Origin of the sequence: Pseudobdellovibrio sp. HCB154 (assembly GCF_046267985.1) — a bacterium.
In the GTDB taxonomy this organism is placed as follows: Bacteria; Bdellovibrionota; Bdellovibrionia; order Bdellovibrionales; family Bdellovibrionaceae; genus Pseudobdellovibrio.
The window spans coordinates 1,473,712-1,488,429 of record NZ_CP176530.1 but is presented as its reverse complement, the minus strand read 5'-3'; the positions used below and the strand labels follow the sequence as shown (position 1 = coordinate 1,488,429).

The window sequence follows — 14,718 nt, the reverse complement described above, 5'->3', positions numbered from 1 at the left end:
CATGATCTTATCACCAGCTCGAGACTTATCTGATTCTAATTTCAGCCTTTTTCAAAAGGCGCTGGATACAGTATTGTCAGATCAGTCCCCATCTACTTTTCACAAGGTCACAGATGATGATCATTTTTTTGAACAATCAGAGAAGTTAAGCCAACATCTCAAAGATAACTACACGCATTTTGTACTTATCGGTGTTGGTGGAAGCTCAATGGGCTCAAGAGCCATCGCTGAAATGGCCGTAAAAGAAAATTTATTCTTTCTTGATAATGTAGATTCATTTGAATTTGCAACTATTTGGAACAAAGTCTCAAAAAATCTAGAAAAAACTGCTTTTATTGTGGTTTCAAAAAGTGGATCTACTATTGAAATTCTTTGGAACTATTCGCAGCTAGAAGAACTTGCCCAACAGCAATTTAACAACAGCATTGTCAATCAAAGTTACTTTATTAGCGAACTATTATCTAATCCACTTTCAGATTTTGCTAAAAAACATCAGCGCCCGCTATTAGAAATTCCCGTAAAAGTTGGCGGTCGCTTTTCAGTTTTAACACCAGTCGGACTTGTTGCTGCTGGCATTTGCGGTATAAATATTTCTGAACTTCGCAAAGGCGCGCGCATGGCCCTTGCTGATAAGAATTTAGTGACACAATTCTGCGTCTTATTTCAAAATTCATTCAAGCGCGAAGAAAATATTTCTTTATTCTGGTTTTATAGTTCTAATTACCGTTGGTTTGGCTGCTGGATTCAACAACTTTGGGCTGAATCACTCGGTAAAAAACTAGATAGATCAGGAAACCCCGCTCCTAGCTTCAGTACGCCTGTAATTGCTATCGGCTCTTGCGATCAACATTCTATCTTACAACAAGTAGCCCACGGCCCTAAAGATAAGTTTGTCTGCATTTTTGATTTTAAATCCGTGCAAACTTCTAAATTTAAAGTTGATAACATTCTATTTAAAGAAATTGATTTCATGAAAGGTCGCAAATACGGCGATCTTATCACTTCCCAATCAAAAGCAACATTCGAGGCCTTAAAACAAAACGGCGTATCTTGCGAATTATTTAATGTAGACGACACGAACAAAGATAAGTCATTAGGCTATCTATTTATGTTTTTTCAATTAGTTGTGGCTACATTAGGTGAATATAACAACATCAATGCCTTCGACCAACCTGGGGTGGCCTTAGGCAAAGAAATCAGCGTTAAAATGCTTAAAGGCCAGCTTTAATATTAACGGTAACGAATAGTTCCAGATTCAACTAACATGACTTCAAGAGCGTAGCACATAGTGTGGTACCAAATAGCGTGACCTTCTTGAATACGAGCGGTATTCGGTCCGTTCATTACAACATTTAAGTCAGCCATATTTTCTTTAACAGCTTTACCGCCATCTTTACCTGTTAAACAAATAGATTTAGCACCAATTTTTTTACAGATCGCAAAGCAGTTTAAAATATTTTTTGAGTTACCAGACGTTGTGATTCCTAAAAACACGTCATTAGGTTTTGCCAAAGCTTCAACTTGGCGAGAAAAAATATCATCATAGCTAAAATCGTTACCCGCAGCTGTAATAATTGAAGTATCAACTGTTAAAGCTACCGCACGAAGTGGGTCGCGGTTTTTATTTAACTTAACAACTAGTTCAGCTACCATATGCTGCGCATCTGCCGCAGAACCGCCATTACCAGCAACATAAAGAGTTCCACCAGCCTTTAAACTTTGTGCGATCATGTTCGCTGCTTGTTCAAAACTTTCAAGCATTTTAGGATTATCTAAAATCGCTTGGATATTTTGTAAGGCCTCATTAGCTTCTTTTTTAAATAAATCTTTAAGTGAAATCATTTTATATTTTTCCTTTAATGTATTTTAGTAAGCCTTCTCTAAGGTCAGGACGTTCTAAAGCCAATTCTATGTTCGCCTGTAAAAATCCTAATTTATCCCCAGTATCAAAACGGCGTGATTCAAAGCTATAAGCCATTAAATCAGATTTTTGAGCCATCAAATTCATTGCGTCTGAAAGCTGCCATTCTCCATTATAACCTGGCTGGATTTCATTTAAGTATCGCATAATTTCAGCTTGAAATATATAGCGACCAGGTAATGCCCAACGTGATGGCGCTAATTCTGGTTTAGGCTTTTCGATAACACCTTTAACCTTAAGACCATTTAGTAAATCAGCATGAGTTGAGTTCTTAAACTGTGGTGATAAATCAACGATACCGTATTTGTGAGTTTCTTGAGGTTCGACCGGTAAAACCCATACCCCGCTGTTTTGTTTTTCTTCACAATTTTTAATTAAGTGGTGAGTCACATTATTTTTTTGCTCTTTAGAGATCGTAATTTCGTCACCTAAAAGAACAGCAAAGGCCTCATCGCCGATAATACTTTCTGCACATTTAACAGCATGGCCAAGGCCTAATGCTGCTTTTTGACGGATTGAAATAATATTTGTGTTATTTCTGATAAACTGAATCTGTTTTAAGATCTCTTCTTTACCGTCTTTAATTAATTTATCCTCAAGCTCATAACTAACATCAAAGAAATCTTCGATAGCCGTCTTACCACGCCCCTGGATTAATACGATATCTGTAATGCCTGCCTGAACAGCTTCCTCGATAACATAAAGAATAGCTGGTCGATCAACTATCGGAAGCATCTCTTTAGGAACTGTTTTTGTTGCTGGAAAAAAGCGAGTGCCTAACCCTGCTGCAGGAATGATCGCTTTACGAATTTTAGAATTGTGAGCCATAAGATTAAATTGCCTTGAGTTTTAATATTGATCAAGAAATACTGCTCACTATGCTTAGTTATCTATTGGCTGGCGCAACTCTTGGACCTGTTGTGTCACAATCGTTTTTAGATCTGATGATCACACTAATTTTTGTGTGTTTTATTATTGATTATTCGCGCAATAAATATGCTTATGCACCAAGCTTTCGTAAACCATTTTTGTTTGAATATGGGTTTATTCTTTACCCTCTATTAATCATCATCGGTTTTTTTGTCTTAAATATTACCGATACTGAGTCTTGGTTTCGCCTTTATAAATTTCACTGGATCATTAATTTTTATATATTTGTATGGGCTTTTTCTCGTTACGAAATTAATCTTACAAAGCTACTTAAATTTTTCAGCATAGCCTATTTAATTCCAAATTTTTATGCGATTGCATTTACGATTTACAACAATTACTGGAGTTTAAATCCGTCCAATCCAAACAATACACGTCTATTAGGACTACTAGAAAGTGCAACTTACCATGCTCATGCAAATGGGCTAATTTTAACCTTCTTCTTAACTGTATTATTTTTTCAGTTCAAAAAACTATCATCTAACTATAAGACTCTATGCATTTTAGCTGTGCTATTAATGGCGATAGGCATTTTCTTAACATTTACTCGTGGCGTTTGGTTAAGCTTAACACTAACGATTTTATTATTTTTACTGCTTCATCATCGCAAATTGTTTTTCACCGTATTAGCAAGCGGTGCTATTTTAATCTCTGGGCTATACATGTATTCGGCTAGCTTTCGTGATCGTGTAGAGCATTCTATTCAAACAAAAACCGCAGATTCAGAACGCTGGGATTTATTCGATTTACATGTGAAACTTTTTAAAGATCATCCTGTATTTGGAATTGGTTACTTTAACAGCTTGTCTCATACACCAGAAGCAACTTGGTCTCACTATGGGTATACAACAGAAAACAGACTAAATTCACATGCTCACAATCAATTGCTAAATGTACTTTCAACAACAGGCATTCTTGGTTTAATTACTTTTTCACTGTTTTACTTTTGGTTTTTAATTATCAACATACGTTTAACTATCAAGTATAAGACTGAGAAATTAGAAAATCTTTACATTTTATCAGTAGCTTGTCTGATGACTCAGCTTGAATTCCTTATAGCTAACCTAACTGATGTGGGCTTTGAATACACAAAAATTCGCTCACTCATCCTTTTAGTCTGGGCCCTAGTTTTCTGCATGTGGCAAAATAGAGTAAAAATCTCCCTATCTGCCCCAACAAGAAGTTAAGATTTCCCCACACAGACTTTATTTTTTGTAAATAGCAGCCTTTTCCGCTAGATTGCCCAACTATGAAAACACTTCTATTTGTCTTTGGAACACGCCCTGAAGCTATTAAAGTCGCTCCTCTTATTTTAAAGCTTAAGAAAAGCCCTAAGCACCGTGTACTTGTCTGCTCAACGGGGCAACACCGTGAAATGCTTAAACCCTTACTTCAGTTTTTTAATATCGTTCCTGATTTTGATTTAGATCTTATGCGCCCTGGGCAAACACTAACATCGCTTTCAACTCTACTGATGACCGGTTTACAAAAAATCATTGATGATCAAAAACAAACTCACCCGATCGATCAAATTATCGTTCAAGGCGATACCACAAGTAGCTGTATGGGTGGCATTGTTGCTTTCTACAATAAGATTGAAGTAATTCACTTAGAAGCGGGCCTTCGTTCAAACGATATCTATTCACCGTTTCCTGAAGAGTTTAATCGTAAAACTTTATCGTTAATTGCAAATATGCATTTAGCTCCTACCGAAGAAGCTAAACAAAATCTTTTACGCGAAGGTATTGATCCAGCTAAAATTTTTGTAACTGGCAATACAGGTATTGACGCTTTATTCGAAGTAAAAAACCAAATTCAAAATTCATCAGAATTAACTAAAAACTTTGAAACTAAGTTTAACTTTATTGATCCAAATAAAAAATTAATTCTTGTGACTCTTCATCGCCGCGAATCTTTTGAAAAAAACATTAAAATCGTGATGAACGGAATTTTATCTTTAGCCGAAAGAAAAGATATTCAGTTTATTGCTCCTCTGCATTTAAACCCGGTAGTTAGACAAACGGCTTCTGAGATCTTTGCACAATGCCCTGCTAACATTCACCTGACTGATCCTATTGATTATATACCGTTTGTGTATCTGATGACTCGCTCACATTTTATCATTACCGACTCTGGCGGAATCCAAGAAGAAGCGCCTTCTTTAGGAAAACCAGTTCTTATCGCGCGTGAAAACACTGAGCGTCCTGAAGCTATTACCGCCGGAACATCTAAGCTTGTGCCTCTTGAAAAGAATTCGTTTATTTCAAGTGTAAATGAACTTTTAGATAATGAACAAATCTATCAAACTATGGCTAAAGCTAAAAACCCGTTCGGTGATGGCAGTGCCTGCGATAGAATTGCTTCTTTGATTTAAGACTAAACTACCCAAGTTTTGCCAAAGGCAAACTACCCAAAACGACCAGTAATATAGTTCTCAGTTTTCTCTTCTTTCGGATTAGTGAAAACTTGAGAACTCTCACCAAACTCAATCAGATCGCCTAAGTACATAAACGCGGTAAAATCAGACGCACGACCGGCTTGATGTAAATTATGAGTCACCATCAAAATCGTAACTGTTTTCTTAAGTTCACCCACAAGCTCTTCAATATGCGCCGTAGAAATCGGATCAAGTGCCGACGTAGGTTCATCTAACAAAAGTAATTCCGGCTCAGTCGCTAGCGCACGCGCGATACAAAGACGCTGCTGCTGACCACCCGATAACGCCGAAGCTGAAGCTTTTAAACGGTCACTCACTTCACGCCAAAGACCGGCTTTTTTAAGCGAATCTTCGACTTTATCATCGATATAAGATTTTTTCTTAATACCGCGAATTTTTAAACCGTAAGCAACGTTTTCATAAATAGATTTAGGAAATGGATTTGGTTTTTGGAAAACCATGCCCACTTTCATACGTACTTCTAACGGATCAACTTCGTTTGATAAAATATCAAAGCCCGAAGGTTGAAGAATAATTTTACCTTCGTATTTCACGGCGCCATAAAGATCATGCATACGGTTAAAACAACGAAGTAATGTTGATTTACCACATCCTGAAGGGCCAATAAGTGCTGTTACACTGTTTTCAAAAACTGGAAGGCTTACCGAGTTTAAAACCGGGCGAGGAGCAGTTCTGTCATAACTAAAAGTCAAATTTTGTACTTCGGCTTTAATATTTTTCATAAAACTACCACTTATATTTCTTTCTGAAACGGTAACGAATTAAAATCGCAAGAGTATTTAAAACAAGAGTCATCGTAAGTAACACGATACCCGCTGCAGCGGCATTCACATGAAACTCTTCTTGCGGGCGCGAGATCCAGTTAAACATCTGAATCGGTAACACCGTGTAAGAATCCATCAACCACTGAAAGCTCACAAACGGAGCCTCTGTCATCACCGGAGGGGTTGGCAAGAATGCAATAAACGCCACAGCGCCCACGGTCAGTAGTGGCGCTGTTTCACCAATCGCCCTAGAGAGCGCAATCACCACACCGGTCATAATACCACCGAAGCTGTAAGGTAAAATGTGATTACTGACCGTCTGCCATTTTGTAGCGCCCAGGGCGTAGCTTGCTTCACGGATATGATTTGGAATCGTGCGAATCGCTTCACGAGTGGTTACGATAATGATCGGTAAAATTAAAAGACCTAACGTCATACCGGCTGTTAAAATACTTTGCTTAAGACCAAACTGATAAACAAATAGCGATAGTGCCATGATCCCGTAAATGATCGAAGGAACCCCGGCTAAATTTAAAATATTTAATTCGATAATACGAGAAACCCAACCCTTAGAAGAGTACTCCTCAAGATATACGCCCGTAGCAACACCTAATGGAATCGCCAGTAAAGCTGTCACAAGCACAACACAAAGACTTCCCACCCAGGCTGCGTAAATACCCGCGCGAGCTGCAAAACGCGAAGGAAAGTTAAAAAAGAATTCCTGATTAAGACGCGGAATTCCTGTTTGCGCCATATCTGAAATCAATACGATTAAAATCAAAAAAGCGCTGACTAAAGTGATCAGCCCCACAAACCAAAACACAACGTCCTGAATTTTCAAAAAGCGAATTTGTTGTAGCAGTCTTGCATTCGTTTTATTAGACATAGCTTACTTCACCTTCTTTTCCATACGGTGACGAATTGTCTGACCAATAATATTAAAAGTTAAAGTAAATAATAACAGCACAATACCGCAAACATAGATTGTACGGTATCCGATACTTCCTTGCGGAAGATCACCTTGGCTGACCTGCACAATGTAAGCTGTTAATGTTTCAGTAGGCCCTAACGGATTAAATCCAAATTTTGGTTCTAAGCCTGCCGCAATTGCTACAACCATAGTTTCACCTAAAGCGCGTGAAATCGCTAAAACAAATGCTGAAGCAATCCCTGAAAAAGCACTCGGTATAACCACACGAAATGACGTTTGAAATTTAGAAGCTCCTAAAGCAAGACTTCCTTCACGTAAACTTAAAGGCACCGCTCGCATAGCATCTTCTGATAAAGAGCTTACGTAAGGAACAATCATAATCCCCATCACAAGACCGGCACTTAAAGCATTAAACCCAGATAGGTCGGGATATATTTTTTGTAAAAACGGAGTTACTAATTGCATAGCAAAGTAACCGTACACAACTGTAGGCACTGCTGCTAATAGCTCGAGTAAGGGTTTAGTAAATTCGCGCACACGAGCTGATGCGTATTCACTTAAGAACACGGCCGTGATCACACCAAACGGCAACGCCACACAAAGTGCAATTGAGGTTGTTAAAAGTGTTCCTGAAACAAGAGCAGAAATGCCGTATTTGGCATTTTCAAAAAGCGGTGTCCATTCAGTTTCAAATAAGAAATCTTTTAAGCCCACTTCTTTGAAAAACGGAAAAGCTTCAGTCACCAATGTATAAACAATAAAAAACGTAATTAAAACTGAGCTAGCAGCAGCTAAGAACAGAAGCAATTCAATTAATTTTTCAGTAAGCTGCCTTTTTAGTTTATACTTCATATTTCGCTGGTCTTTTTAGCTACGGCCGTAATCATCCGAATAACGTACGATATCATCTTCACCGAAGTATGAACCCACTTGAACTTCGATAAATTCAACAGCGGCATTCGAGTTATTAATAATTCTATGTTTTGCCCCTTGCGGGATAAAAATATGTTCACCCGTCTTAAGAGGTACTTCTTTGTCATTTAAAATAACAACCGCTTCACCTTTTACGATAATCCAATGTTCGGCGCGCTTTGCATGTGACTGGTAAGAAATTTTTTGACCAGCATCGACGCGAATCACTTTTGATTTGTAGTAGTCTTGATCCTTTAAGATTTCAAACTTACCCCAAGGTCTATTTTCGAAAACGTGCTCTTCGGTTAAACCGGGATTTGTCACTTTTAAACGATCAACAACATCTTTTACTTTTTGGGATTCGTTTTTTTTACACACAAGCAGTGCATCGGCCGTATCAACAACCATCAAGTCTTCAACACCCACAAAGCTGTAAGTTTTATTTTCTACCGGAAATACTGAATTATTTTTGCTGGCCACCTGGATGTTGTGTTGAGCTTGGTTTAAACCTTCACGTTTATCCATTAACGAATCCCATGACCCAAGATCTGACCAGCCGATATCGCAAGTCACACACATTAATTCTGGAGACGTTAATTTTTCTAAGATCGCATAATCAATCGAGATATTTTTAATATCCTTATAAACTTCATTTAAATTCGAAAGATCTGGCTTTAAGCTCTCTAATTGATTCCAGATTTCTGGCTCTAATTTCTTGAAGTGGTTGATCATATTTTCAACTTTGAAAATAAAAATACCGGCGTTCCAGAAATAAGTTCCTGCATTTAAAAATTCATTCGCTTTTTGCGCTGATGGCTTTTCATGGAATTTTAAAACCTCAGTGGCTTTTTTAGTTCCGATCGCGCGATCTTTAACTTGAATATAACCAAAACCCGTTTCTGGGTGGTCAGGCTTAATACCAAGAATCACCACGGCACCAGTCGTTGCCGCAGTTTTAGAAGCTACATCTAAAGCTTCGTGAAATGCGGCTTCATCTAAAATTAAGTTATCAGAAGAAAACACACCAGCAACCTGATCTAGCTTTCCCTGAATTTGAAGATACTTACAAACTAAACCAATCGCTGCAGCCGTATTACGAGGAGTTGGTTCATAAAGAACCTTTTCAACATTAAAACTGTTTTTACGAATATCACCTTCAGTTAAATCTTGAAATTTTTTATTCGTTACAATCACGCTTGAACCATACTTTTTTAAACGGTTCAAAGTCATCGTGTGTAACGGTTTATCTAGAAGTTCACAGAACTGTTTCGGAAATTTCGAACGTGAAACCGGCCATAGACGAGTTCCACTTCCACCACTCATAATTACAGGAAGTAAATTCATAAAAGTAATTTAAAGGGGCTGACTAAAATGGGCAATCAACTTTTGGCTTTTTGATTGCTAAGACTATGTTAGGAACCTAATTTTGAGGTCAACGCGACACCAACGCCATGACCGAATTTTAGACTAAAAACACCAGCAGGGGGAAATTTAATGAAAATGATCATTCTATTAGCAGGTTTATTCGGTTTTACAGCTTTAGCACAAGCTCAAAGCGTAACTATCCGTGGGGTCAGAATGGCCGGAACCGGCTGCAACGATTCAACAGCATGGGCCACAACGACTTCGGATGGTAAAACATTATCTGTCTTATTTGATAACCTTAAAGTTGAAATCGGTAACGGTTCTGAAAATCCAACGGCGACAACTCTAAAAAGAAACTGCCGCGTGTTCATCGATGTTGATGTTCCTTTCGGATACCAATACGGTTTAGCACAAACCGACTACCGTGGCTTTGCGGCTCTTCCAGTTTCAGCTTACGGTATGCACCGCTTTACACAAATCATTCCTGGTCAACCGATCGTATCAGCTCGTGAAGCTCAATTAAAAGGGCCTGTCGCTGATGACTACGCGGTTTCGGTAAAACAAAAACCAGGTCGCGTTGTTTTCTCGCCATGCGGTCAACGTGTACAAACAATCGAGTTATTATCTGAATTACAAGTTGCTTATTTTCCGAATACAAAAGATCGTTCAATCGCACAAATCAACTTAGACTCTGTTGATACAGGCGTGCATTCAACGTTCGTTATGTCATGGAAGAAGTGCCAATAGTTCTTTTGTGGCTTTAACAATTTGATGGATATCAACATTATTGATATCTGGCAGCGGGGCATAAATAATTTTATGCCCTTTTTTATTTTCCGAAGACTTAGAATCTAACGGCGCCCAGATTTTTGAATTTTTCTCAAAACCCTCATCTTCACGATAAACCGCCACTAACGGAGCTCCGACCGCCGACGCCAAATGCACAATCGAAGTATCCGGCGTGATCACAGCATTAGCTAAAGTCACAAGAGCTGCGTTAAATGCAAAATCTCCACGATGCGGAACCACCCAGTTTGCGTTATGTAGATGTTTTTTCCATTCTCGCAAGATATGCAAATCGCCGTCATTGCCAAAGCTAATCACCAAGGCATCTTGAGTTAAGGCTTCGATGATAGCTTTAGTTGTCGCAAAAGAAAAATTTCGTAATCTCGCTCCGGCAAATGAGTTTAAGATAATTACTTTTTTGTGATCACCGATGAACTTCTTAGCCGCTGTTAAAGCAGCTTCCGGAATATTTAATTCGTACTTTTCAACAGCTGGCGAAGTATGACCGGTAATCGCTTTTAAACACTGTTGATAACGATCAGTCACATGCTTTTCAAAAAAATCTTTTTCTATATGCACGTCAAAAAATTCGATCTGCTCATTTTTAAAAACAATTTTAGTTTTAGCATCAACAAAACGTGAAAGCCAAAGACTGGCAGGATCAGTGATATGCGTTGAACAAACGATGGCCTCGTAAGAGTGCGAACGTAACTTAAATAACAAGACAAAAAGCGAAACAATTCCCTTTTTTAACGAATACAATCTGTGCGGCGTTTTTATATAAGCATAGACAAAGGTATTTGCTTTACGGGCTACGATATCGACTTTATAGCCATTTTCATGAAGAGCGTTAATAAAACCAGTTGCCGTGATCGTATCGCCAAGTTTTCCATCAAGGCGCAAAAGTAAGACACGTTTTTCAGGTGGCGTTTCAGGTCCTTCGTTAACTTGATTAAACAAAGCTAAGAATAACTGCAAACGCCATTTTCTAAAGGCATCAATACGACGGTGATTTAAGCGTCTTAATTTCTGGTCTAGCTTTCGCACAAATGTCATGACTAAATAATGACATGAAAAACTTCTTTCTTGAAATACTAAAAAAACTGATCAGCACTATTTTATTCGCCGTGCTGATGTTTGTGGCTAGTTATTGTTTCGTTACCGGCGAATTTCCACCCAAAATCGAAAATATGAAGAAAGGGCTTAATGGTCTTCAAGCCCAAGTGCAGCAGTTAAATAAAATTCGCGAAAGCCAGATGGCTAAACTGGCTGAAGCGGCTAACCAAGCCGATACCGCTTTAGAAAGTACTCACGCTCTTGACCAGGCCGAAATTAAGTACCAACAAGCCCTGTTAGATAAAATCAAAGATCTTGAAGCCCGCATTGCCCGTCTTGAAAGCCAAAATAAATAGCGCTGGGGCCACGAGCCCCCATTAAAAGTGTCTAAACTTTTAACGATCCTATAGCTTTCACCTGATCCTTCATAAATTTAGAATTTTCGCTCTTAAGTTTGGTATAAACAGCCAATTATTAGGAGCAAAAAATTATGAAAAAGGCCACTCTATTATCGTCATTACTTGCGATGGCAGTTATTCTTTCGACCGGTTGTACTAAATCTCAGATCCACAATGATCTTGATAAAACAATGGCCGATATCGACAAAAAGCTTGAACAAACACGCCTAGAGAATGACCAACTAGTAGCAAACACTCTTGGTATGCTGACTGCGGGTGGCCAGCCAGGCACTATTACTTTAAACGGCGTAGTTTCTACTGACGCTGACAAACTCGATTCGCGCATTACAGTTTCACAACAAGCTGGCCTTAACCAAAGTGGCTCTGCCACAGCTATGGCAAAAAACGTATTGGTTGTTAATTCTTTAAAAACTGAAGAACTTGATAAACTTAAAACCGATATTAAAACTCTTGAAGACAAAAGAACCTACATTAACTTAGGCTGCGAATTAGCCGAGTCTGAAATTGCCGGCCTTACTGAAACCTCAGCGATAACCAGCCCAACTGTCATTATGAAAAAAGCCGAAGCCTCACGCGTATTTATCTGCGGTGATGTGAACATGACTAAAGAAGTAATTCTAGAAATTTCTGCGAGCGATATTATGTTGAAAGATGCTTCTATCTCATCATTAAATAAAATCGGAAGTATCACTTTAAAATCAAAAACACTGGTTCTTATTGGTAAAAACAAAATTGCCACACTTGGTGAGAACAGTTCAGGACTTGTGCTATCCGCACCTGCAATTGATTTAACAGTCACAAATGAAATTTATGGTGATGGCACTTTAGCTTTAGAATCTAAAGGTGGTAACAACGTCGCTGAAAAAAAGGATTCTAAATAATATGAAATTCTGGGGGATTGTTGCTTTTTTCTTAGCGTGTACGATTCAAGTTTCGGCACAAATTCTATCGCCACATGCTTTAGAAGTTGATTATGTCTATGAAACTGTCGTCGAAGTTCCGATGGATGATACGTTTAGCAGTTCTATTGATGCAGCAAGCTTTCAAGCCCAGCACATGTTTGGGATTTTTAGCTCGCCGACAGTCATTGAAGGCATGGGCATTAATTCAGAATATATTCACGGCATCGGCGGCCCTAAAAGCCAATCAGAGATCTTAATTTTATCTGAAGAGGTTTTTGAAAAGAATCAGCAATCTATGGTTCGCATTCACTACAAAAATTCGGGTCAGATGATTCTTCATAAAAAAGCCGCTGAGAAAGTTTTAAATCAAGGTTCGTTCATCGTACCACTCCCGACAAATCCATTTAAAATCTATCGCAAAAAGTGTACGGATTCGCACTACGACACTTTCGGTGATTATTGGTATTTCTATGACCCCTACCGCGAAGGCTGTGAACGTTTATCACAAGAGCCTTACGCGCAAGAAGTTCAAGTTAAAGTTAAAAAATCTAAAACCCGCAACATCCAACGTTCAGCCGAACTTCCGCTATTACGTGGTGATAACGGCAATGGCGATTTATTTTCAATTTACATGATTCACGGCTTTGCTGAAGACAAAAAAGACAAAGAAGACGATGGTCGTTTAAACTATGAAATCGCCCACGAATACCTTTTAGAAAAAGGTTTCTCGGTTGAAAGACTTAAAAAGAGCTCACCGTACCCTTTAAACCTGTATAAAAAAGCTGTAACGCTATCAAACGGCAAGACAATCCAAATTGAAATCAGAAGTTTATTAGTTGATACAGAAATGGGTTCAACTTCAAAAGTTTTTGCTGATTTTTTTAAACAAGCCGTAGCCACAGCTGATGCGATTATCTACGAAGGCCACTCGGGCCTTGGCGGTAACTTAAATATTCCAGAGCTTGAAAGAAAAGCCGGAAAGTTTAATTTTCCAGATAAAAAACAGATTTACTACTTTGATTCATGCTCAAGTTATTCGTATTACCTTGACCATTTTAACGCTTATAAAACAAAAACAAACATCGATGTGATTACAAACGGTTTATCGTCATACTTCCACACGTCGCCCCTTGTTTTAAAAGAGTTTTTGAATTACCTAATAGGTTCTGACAACCGCAACTTCCAATGGATGACAATCCTCAACAAAATGGAAAGCGTGTTAGGCAAAGAAACTTATTTAGTAAACGTTGGCGGATTATGAAATTAAAAGTTTTTCTTTCTGATAGTTTTAACCCACATCTTAATTTAGCCACTGAAGAGTGGATCTTTCACAACTTAGATCCCTCGCAGCAGATTTTATTTTTATGGCGCAATCAAGACACGGTGGTGATCGGAAGAAACCAAAACCCTTGGTCTGAGTGTAACTTAACCCAAATGAAAAGCGACAACGTAACATTAGCCCGCCGCACGACTGGCGGTGGTGCCGTATTTCATGACTTAGGCAACACCAACTTTACTTTTCTTTCTCCGAAAGAAGCTTACAAACGCGAAAACAATATCGCGATTATCTTTAATGCCTTAAAAAATTTCGAGATCACTGGCGAAGCTTCGGGTCGCAATGATTTACTGATTCCTTTTCACGATGGCCCTCGTAAATTCAGCGGCAGCGCCTACCGCGAAAAAAGAGACCGCGCTTTTCACCACGGCACCTTACTTATCAACACAGATTTAACCCGCCTTGGTAATTACTTAACTCCAAGCCCTAAAAAGCTTCAAGCTAAGGGTAAAGAGTCAGTGCGTGCCCGTGTGGCGAACTTAACTGAGGTGAATGAAAATATTAAACACGACATCATCGTTGAAGCGATGGTCGAATCGTTTGAAAAATTCTACGGTGCTAAAGCTGAAATCATCTCGTTAAGCATGGAAAGTTTAAAACAAATTCCCGAGCTTAAAGAACAATACGATTCCTTAAGTAACTGGGATTGGCTTTATGGTAATACCTTAGTATTTAGCCACAAGATGGATGAGTATCTCTCATTAGGTTTTTTTGATTTTCAATTTCAGGTGACCGATGGCTTAATCACCGATTTAAAGATCTTTACCGATTGTCTATACCCTCAACTGATTGAGGATCTGACAGCAAACTTACGTGGCCAAGCCTATCGTGGAGAAACGATTCAGCAAGTGATGACAAAAGCTCGCGAAAAATTCGCGGATCTAAGCACAGGTCTGACTGAGCTTGAGCAATGGCTGTGTCGCCATATTGAAATCTAA

The 14,718-nt window shown here is 38.7% G+C and carries 15 protein-coding genes; 8 read left to right on the top strand and 7 right to left on the bottom strand.

Going from position 1 to position 14,718, the window contains the following annotated elements; all coding sequences use genetic code 11:
- The first annotated feature begins 1 nt into the window (after nucleotide 1).
- Entirely contained in the window at nucleotides 2-1,228 is a 1,227-nt protein-coding gene (locus ACKWCF_RS07330; protein ID WP_409480057.1) for a glucose-6-phosphate isomerase, read from the top strand.
- Between the two features lie 2 nt (nucleotides 1,229-1,230).
- Here ACKWCF_RS07330 and ACKWCF_RS07325 read toward each other — a convergent pair whose 3' ends face one another.
- Nucleotides 1,231-1,842 (bottom strand): SIS domain-containing protein, encoded by a 612-nt coding sequence (locus tag ACKWCF_RS07325; RefSeq protein WP_409480056.1) that lies wholly within the window; start codon nucleotides 1,840-1,842, stop codon nucleotides 1,231-1,233.
- Between the two features lies 1 nt (nucleotide 1,843).
- Nucleotides 1,844-2,749, bottom strand: coding sequence for a UTP--glucose-1-phosphate uridylyltransferase (locus tag ACKWCF_RS07320; RefSeq protein ID WP_409480055.1), 906 nt, complete (start codon nucleotides 2,747-2,749; stop codon nucleotides 1,844-1,846).
- Nucleotides 2,750-2,763: 14 nt separating this feature from the next.
- Here ACKWCF_RS07320 and ACKWCF_RS07315 point away from each other — a divergent pair, with 14 nt between their 5' ends.
- Together ACKWCF_RS07315 and wecB are read left to right on the top strand one after the other, a co-directional pair.
- Entirely contained in the window at nucleotides 2,764-4,038 is a 1,275-nt protein-coding gene (locus ACKWCF_RS07315) for an O-antigen ligase family protein (protein WP_409480054.1), read from the top strand.
- Between the two features lie 62 nt (nucleotides 4,039-4,100).
- Nucleotides 4,101-5,225: a non-hydrolyzing UDP-N-acetylglucosamine 2-epimerase gene (gene wecB / locus ACKWCF_RS07310; RefSeq protein ID WP_409480053.1), complete on the top strand. Its 1,125-nt coding sequence runs from the start codon at nucleotides 4,101-4,103 to the stop codon at nucleotides 5,223-5,225.
- Nucleotides 5,226-5,257: 32 nt separating this feature from the next.
- Here wecB and pstB read toward each other — a convergent pair whose 3' ends face one another.
- The 4 genes from pstB to ACKWCF_RS07290 are packed head-to-tail and all read right to left on the bottom strand — an operon-like array spanning nucleotide 5,258 to nucleotide 9,260.
- Nucleotides 5,258-6,031 carry a phosphate ABC transporter ATP-binding protein PstB gene (gene pstB / locus ACKWCF_RS07305; protein WP_409480052.1) on the bottom strand — a complete coding sequence of 258 codons (774 nt, stop codon included), beginning with the start codon at nucleotides 6,029-6,031 and terminating at the stop codon, nucleotides 5,258-5,260.
- A 4-nt stretch (nucleotides 6,032-6,035) separates the two neighbouring features.
- The gene (pstA, locus tag ACKWCF_RS07300; protein WP_409480051.1) at nucleotides 6,036-6,959 is read right to left on the bottom strand and encodes a phosphate ABC transporter permease PstA; all 924 of its coding nucleotides are present in this window, start codon (nucleotides 6,957-6,959) and stop codon (nucleotides 6,036-6,038) included.
- A 3-nt stretch (nucleotides 6,960-6,962) separates the two neighbouring features.
- Entirely contained in the window at nucleotides 6,963-7,856 is an 894-nt protein-coding gene (pstC, locus tag ACKWCF_RS07295; protein WP_409480050.1) for a phosphate ABC transporter permease subunit PstC, read from the bottom strand.
- A gap of 15 nt (nucleotides 7,857-7,871) precedes the next feature.
- The gene (locus tag ACKWCF_RS07290) at nucleotides 7,872-9,260 is read right to left on the bottom strand and encodes a mannose-1-phosphate guanylyltransferase/mannose-6-phosphate isomerase (protein ID WP_409480049.1); all 1,389 of its coding nucleotides are present in this window, start codon (nucleotides 9,258-9,260) and stop codon (nucleotides 7,872-7,874) included.
- Between the two features lie 150 nt (nucleotides 9,261-9,410).
- Between ACKWCF_RS07290 and ACKWCF_RS07285 the strand changes: the two genes are divergently transcribed.
- Nucleotides 9,411-10,028 carry a DUF4360 domain-containing protein gene (locus tag ACKWCF_RS07285; protein ID WP_409480048.1) on the top strand — a complete coding sequence of 206 codons (618 nt, stop codon included), beginning with the start codon at nucleotides 9,411-9,413 and terminating at the stop codon, nucleotides 10,026-10,028.
- On the opposite strand, the gene ACKWCF_RS07280 is transcribed toward ACKWCF_RS07285, so the two are convergent.
- On the bottom strand, nucleotides 10,008-11,114 hold the full coding sequence (locus ACKWCF_RS07280; RefSeq protein ID WP_409480047.1) for a glycosyltransferase family 9 protein: 1,107 nt from the start codon (nucleotides 11,112-11,114) through the stop codon (nucleotides 10,008-10,010). The two genes, ACKWCF_RS07285 and ACKWCF_RS07280, sit on opposite strands and share 21 nt — an antisense overlap.
- Nucleotides 11,115-11,257: 143 nt before the next feature.
- On the opposite strand from ACKWCF_RS07280, the gene ACKWCF_RS07275 reads away from it, so the two are divergent.
- From ACKWCF_RS07275 to ACKWCF_RS07260, 4 genes are all read left to right on the top strand, one after another.
- Nucleotides 11,258-11,479 (top strand): hypothetical protein, encoded by a 222-nt coding sequence (locus tag ACKWCF_RS07275; RefSeq protein ID WP_409480046.1) that lies wholly within the window; start codon nucleotides 11,258-11,260, stop codon nucleotides 11,477-11,479.
- 134 nt (nucleotides 11,480-11,613) lie between these two features.
- Complete coding sequence (locus ACKWCF_RS07270) at nucleotides 11,614-12,423, top strand: hypothetical protein (RefSeq protein ID WP_409480045.1); 810 nt, start codon at nucleotides 11,614-11,616, stop codon at nucleotides 12,421-12,423.
- Nucleotide 12,424: 1 nt separating this feature from the next.
- Nucleotides 12,425-13,705, top strand: coding sequence for a hypothetical protein (locus ACKWCF_RS07265; RefSeq protein WP_409480044.1), 1,281 nt, complete (start codon nucleotides 12,425-12,427; stop codon nucleotides 13,703-13,705).
- Nucleotides 13,702-14,718 (top strand): lipoate--protein ligase, encoded by a 1,017-nt coding sequence (locus ACKWCF_RS07260; protein WP_409480043.1) that lies wholly within the window; start codon nucleotides 13,702-13,704, stop codon nucleotides 14,716-14,718. Before ACKWCF_RS07265 ends, ACKWCF_RS07260 begins: the two co-directional genes overlap by 4 nt.

Bases quoted from the DNA above. Each gene is read 5' to 3' on its own strand.
- ACKWCF_RS07290 (WP_409480049.1), bottom strand. From the start codon at position 9,260: ATGAATTTACTTCCTGTAATTATGAGTGGTGGAAGTGGAACTCGTCTA.
- ACKWCF_RS07330 (WP_409480057.1), top strand. From the start codon at position 2: ATGATCTTATCACCAGCTCGAGACTTATCTGATTCTAATTTCAGCCTT.
- ACKWCF_RS07275 (WP_409480046.1), top strand. From the start codon at position 11,258: ATGAAGAAAGGGCTTAATGGTCTTCAAGCCCAAGTGCAGCAGTTAAAT.
- pstA (WP_409480051.1), bottom strand. From the start codon at position 6,959: ATGTCTAATAAAACGAATGCAAGACTGCTACAACAAATTCGCTTTTTG.
- ACKWCF_RS07270 (WP_409480045.1), top strand. From the start codon at position 11,614: ATGAAAAAGGCCACTCTATTATCGTCATTACTTGCGATGGCAGTTATT.
- ACKWCF_RS07265 (WP_409480044.1), top strand. From the start codon at position 12,425: ATGAAATTCTGGGGGATTGTTGCTTTTTTCTTAGCGTGTACGATTCAA.
- ACKWCF_RS07325 (WP_409480056.1), bottom strand. From the start codon at position 1,842: ATGATTTCACTTAAAGATTTATTTAAAAAAGAAGCTAATGAGGCCTTA.
- pstB (WP_409480052.1), bottom strand. From the start codon at position 6,031: ATGAAAAATATTAAAGCCGAAGTACAAAATTTGACTTTTAGTTATGAC.
- pstC (WP_409480050.1), bottom strand. From the start codon at position 7,856: ATGAAGTATAAACTAAAAAGGCAGCTTACTGAAAAATTAATTGAATTG.
- ACKWCF_RS07260 (WP_409480043.1), top strand. From the start codon at position 13,702: ATGAAATTAAAAGTTTTTCTTTCTGATAGTTTTAACCCACATCTTAAT.
- ACKWCF_RS07320 (WP_409480055.1), bottom strand. From the start codon at position 2,749: ATGGCTCACAATTCTAAAATTCGTAAAGCGATCATTCCTGCAGCAGGG.
- wecB (WP_409480053.1), top strand. From the start codon at position 4,101: ATGAAAACACTTCTATTTGTCTTTGGAACACGCCCTGAAGCTATTAAA.
- ACKWCF_RS07285 (WP_409480048.1), top strand. From the start codon at position 9,411: ATGAAAATGATCATTCTATTAGCAGGTTTATTCGGTTTTACAGCTTTA.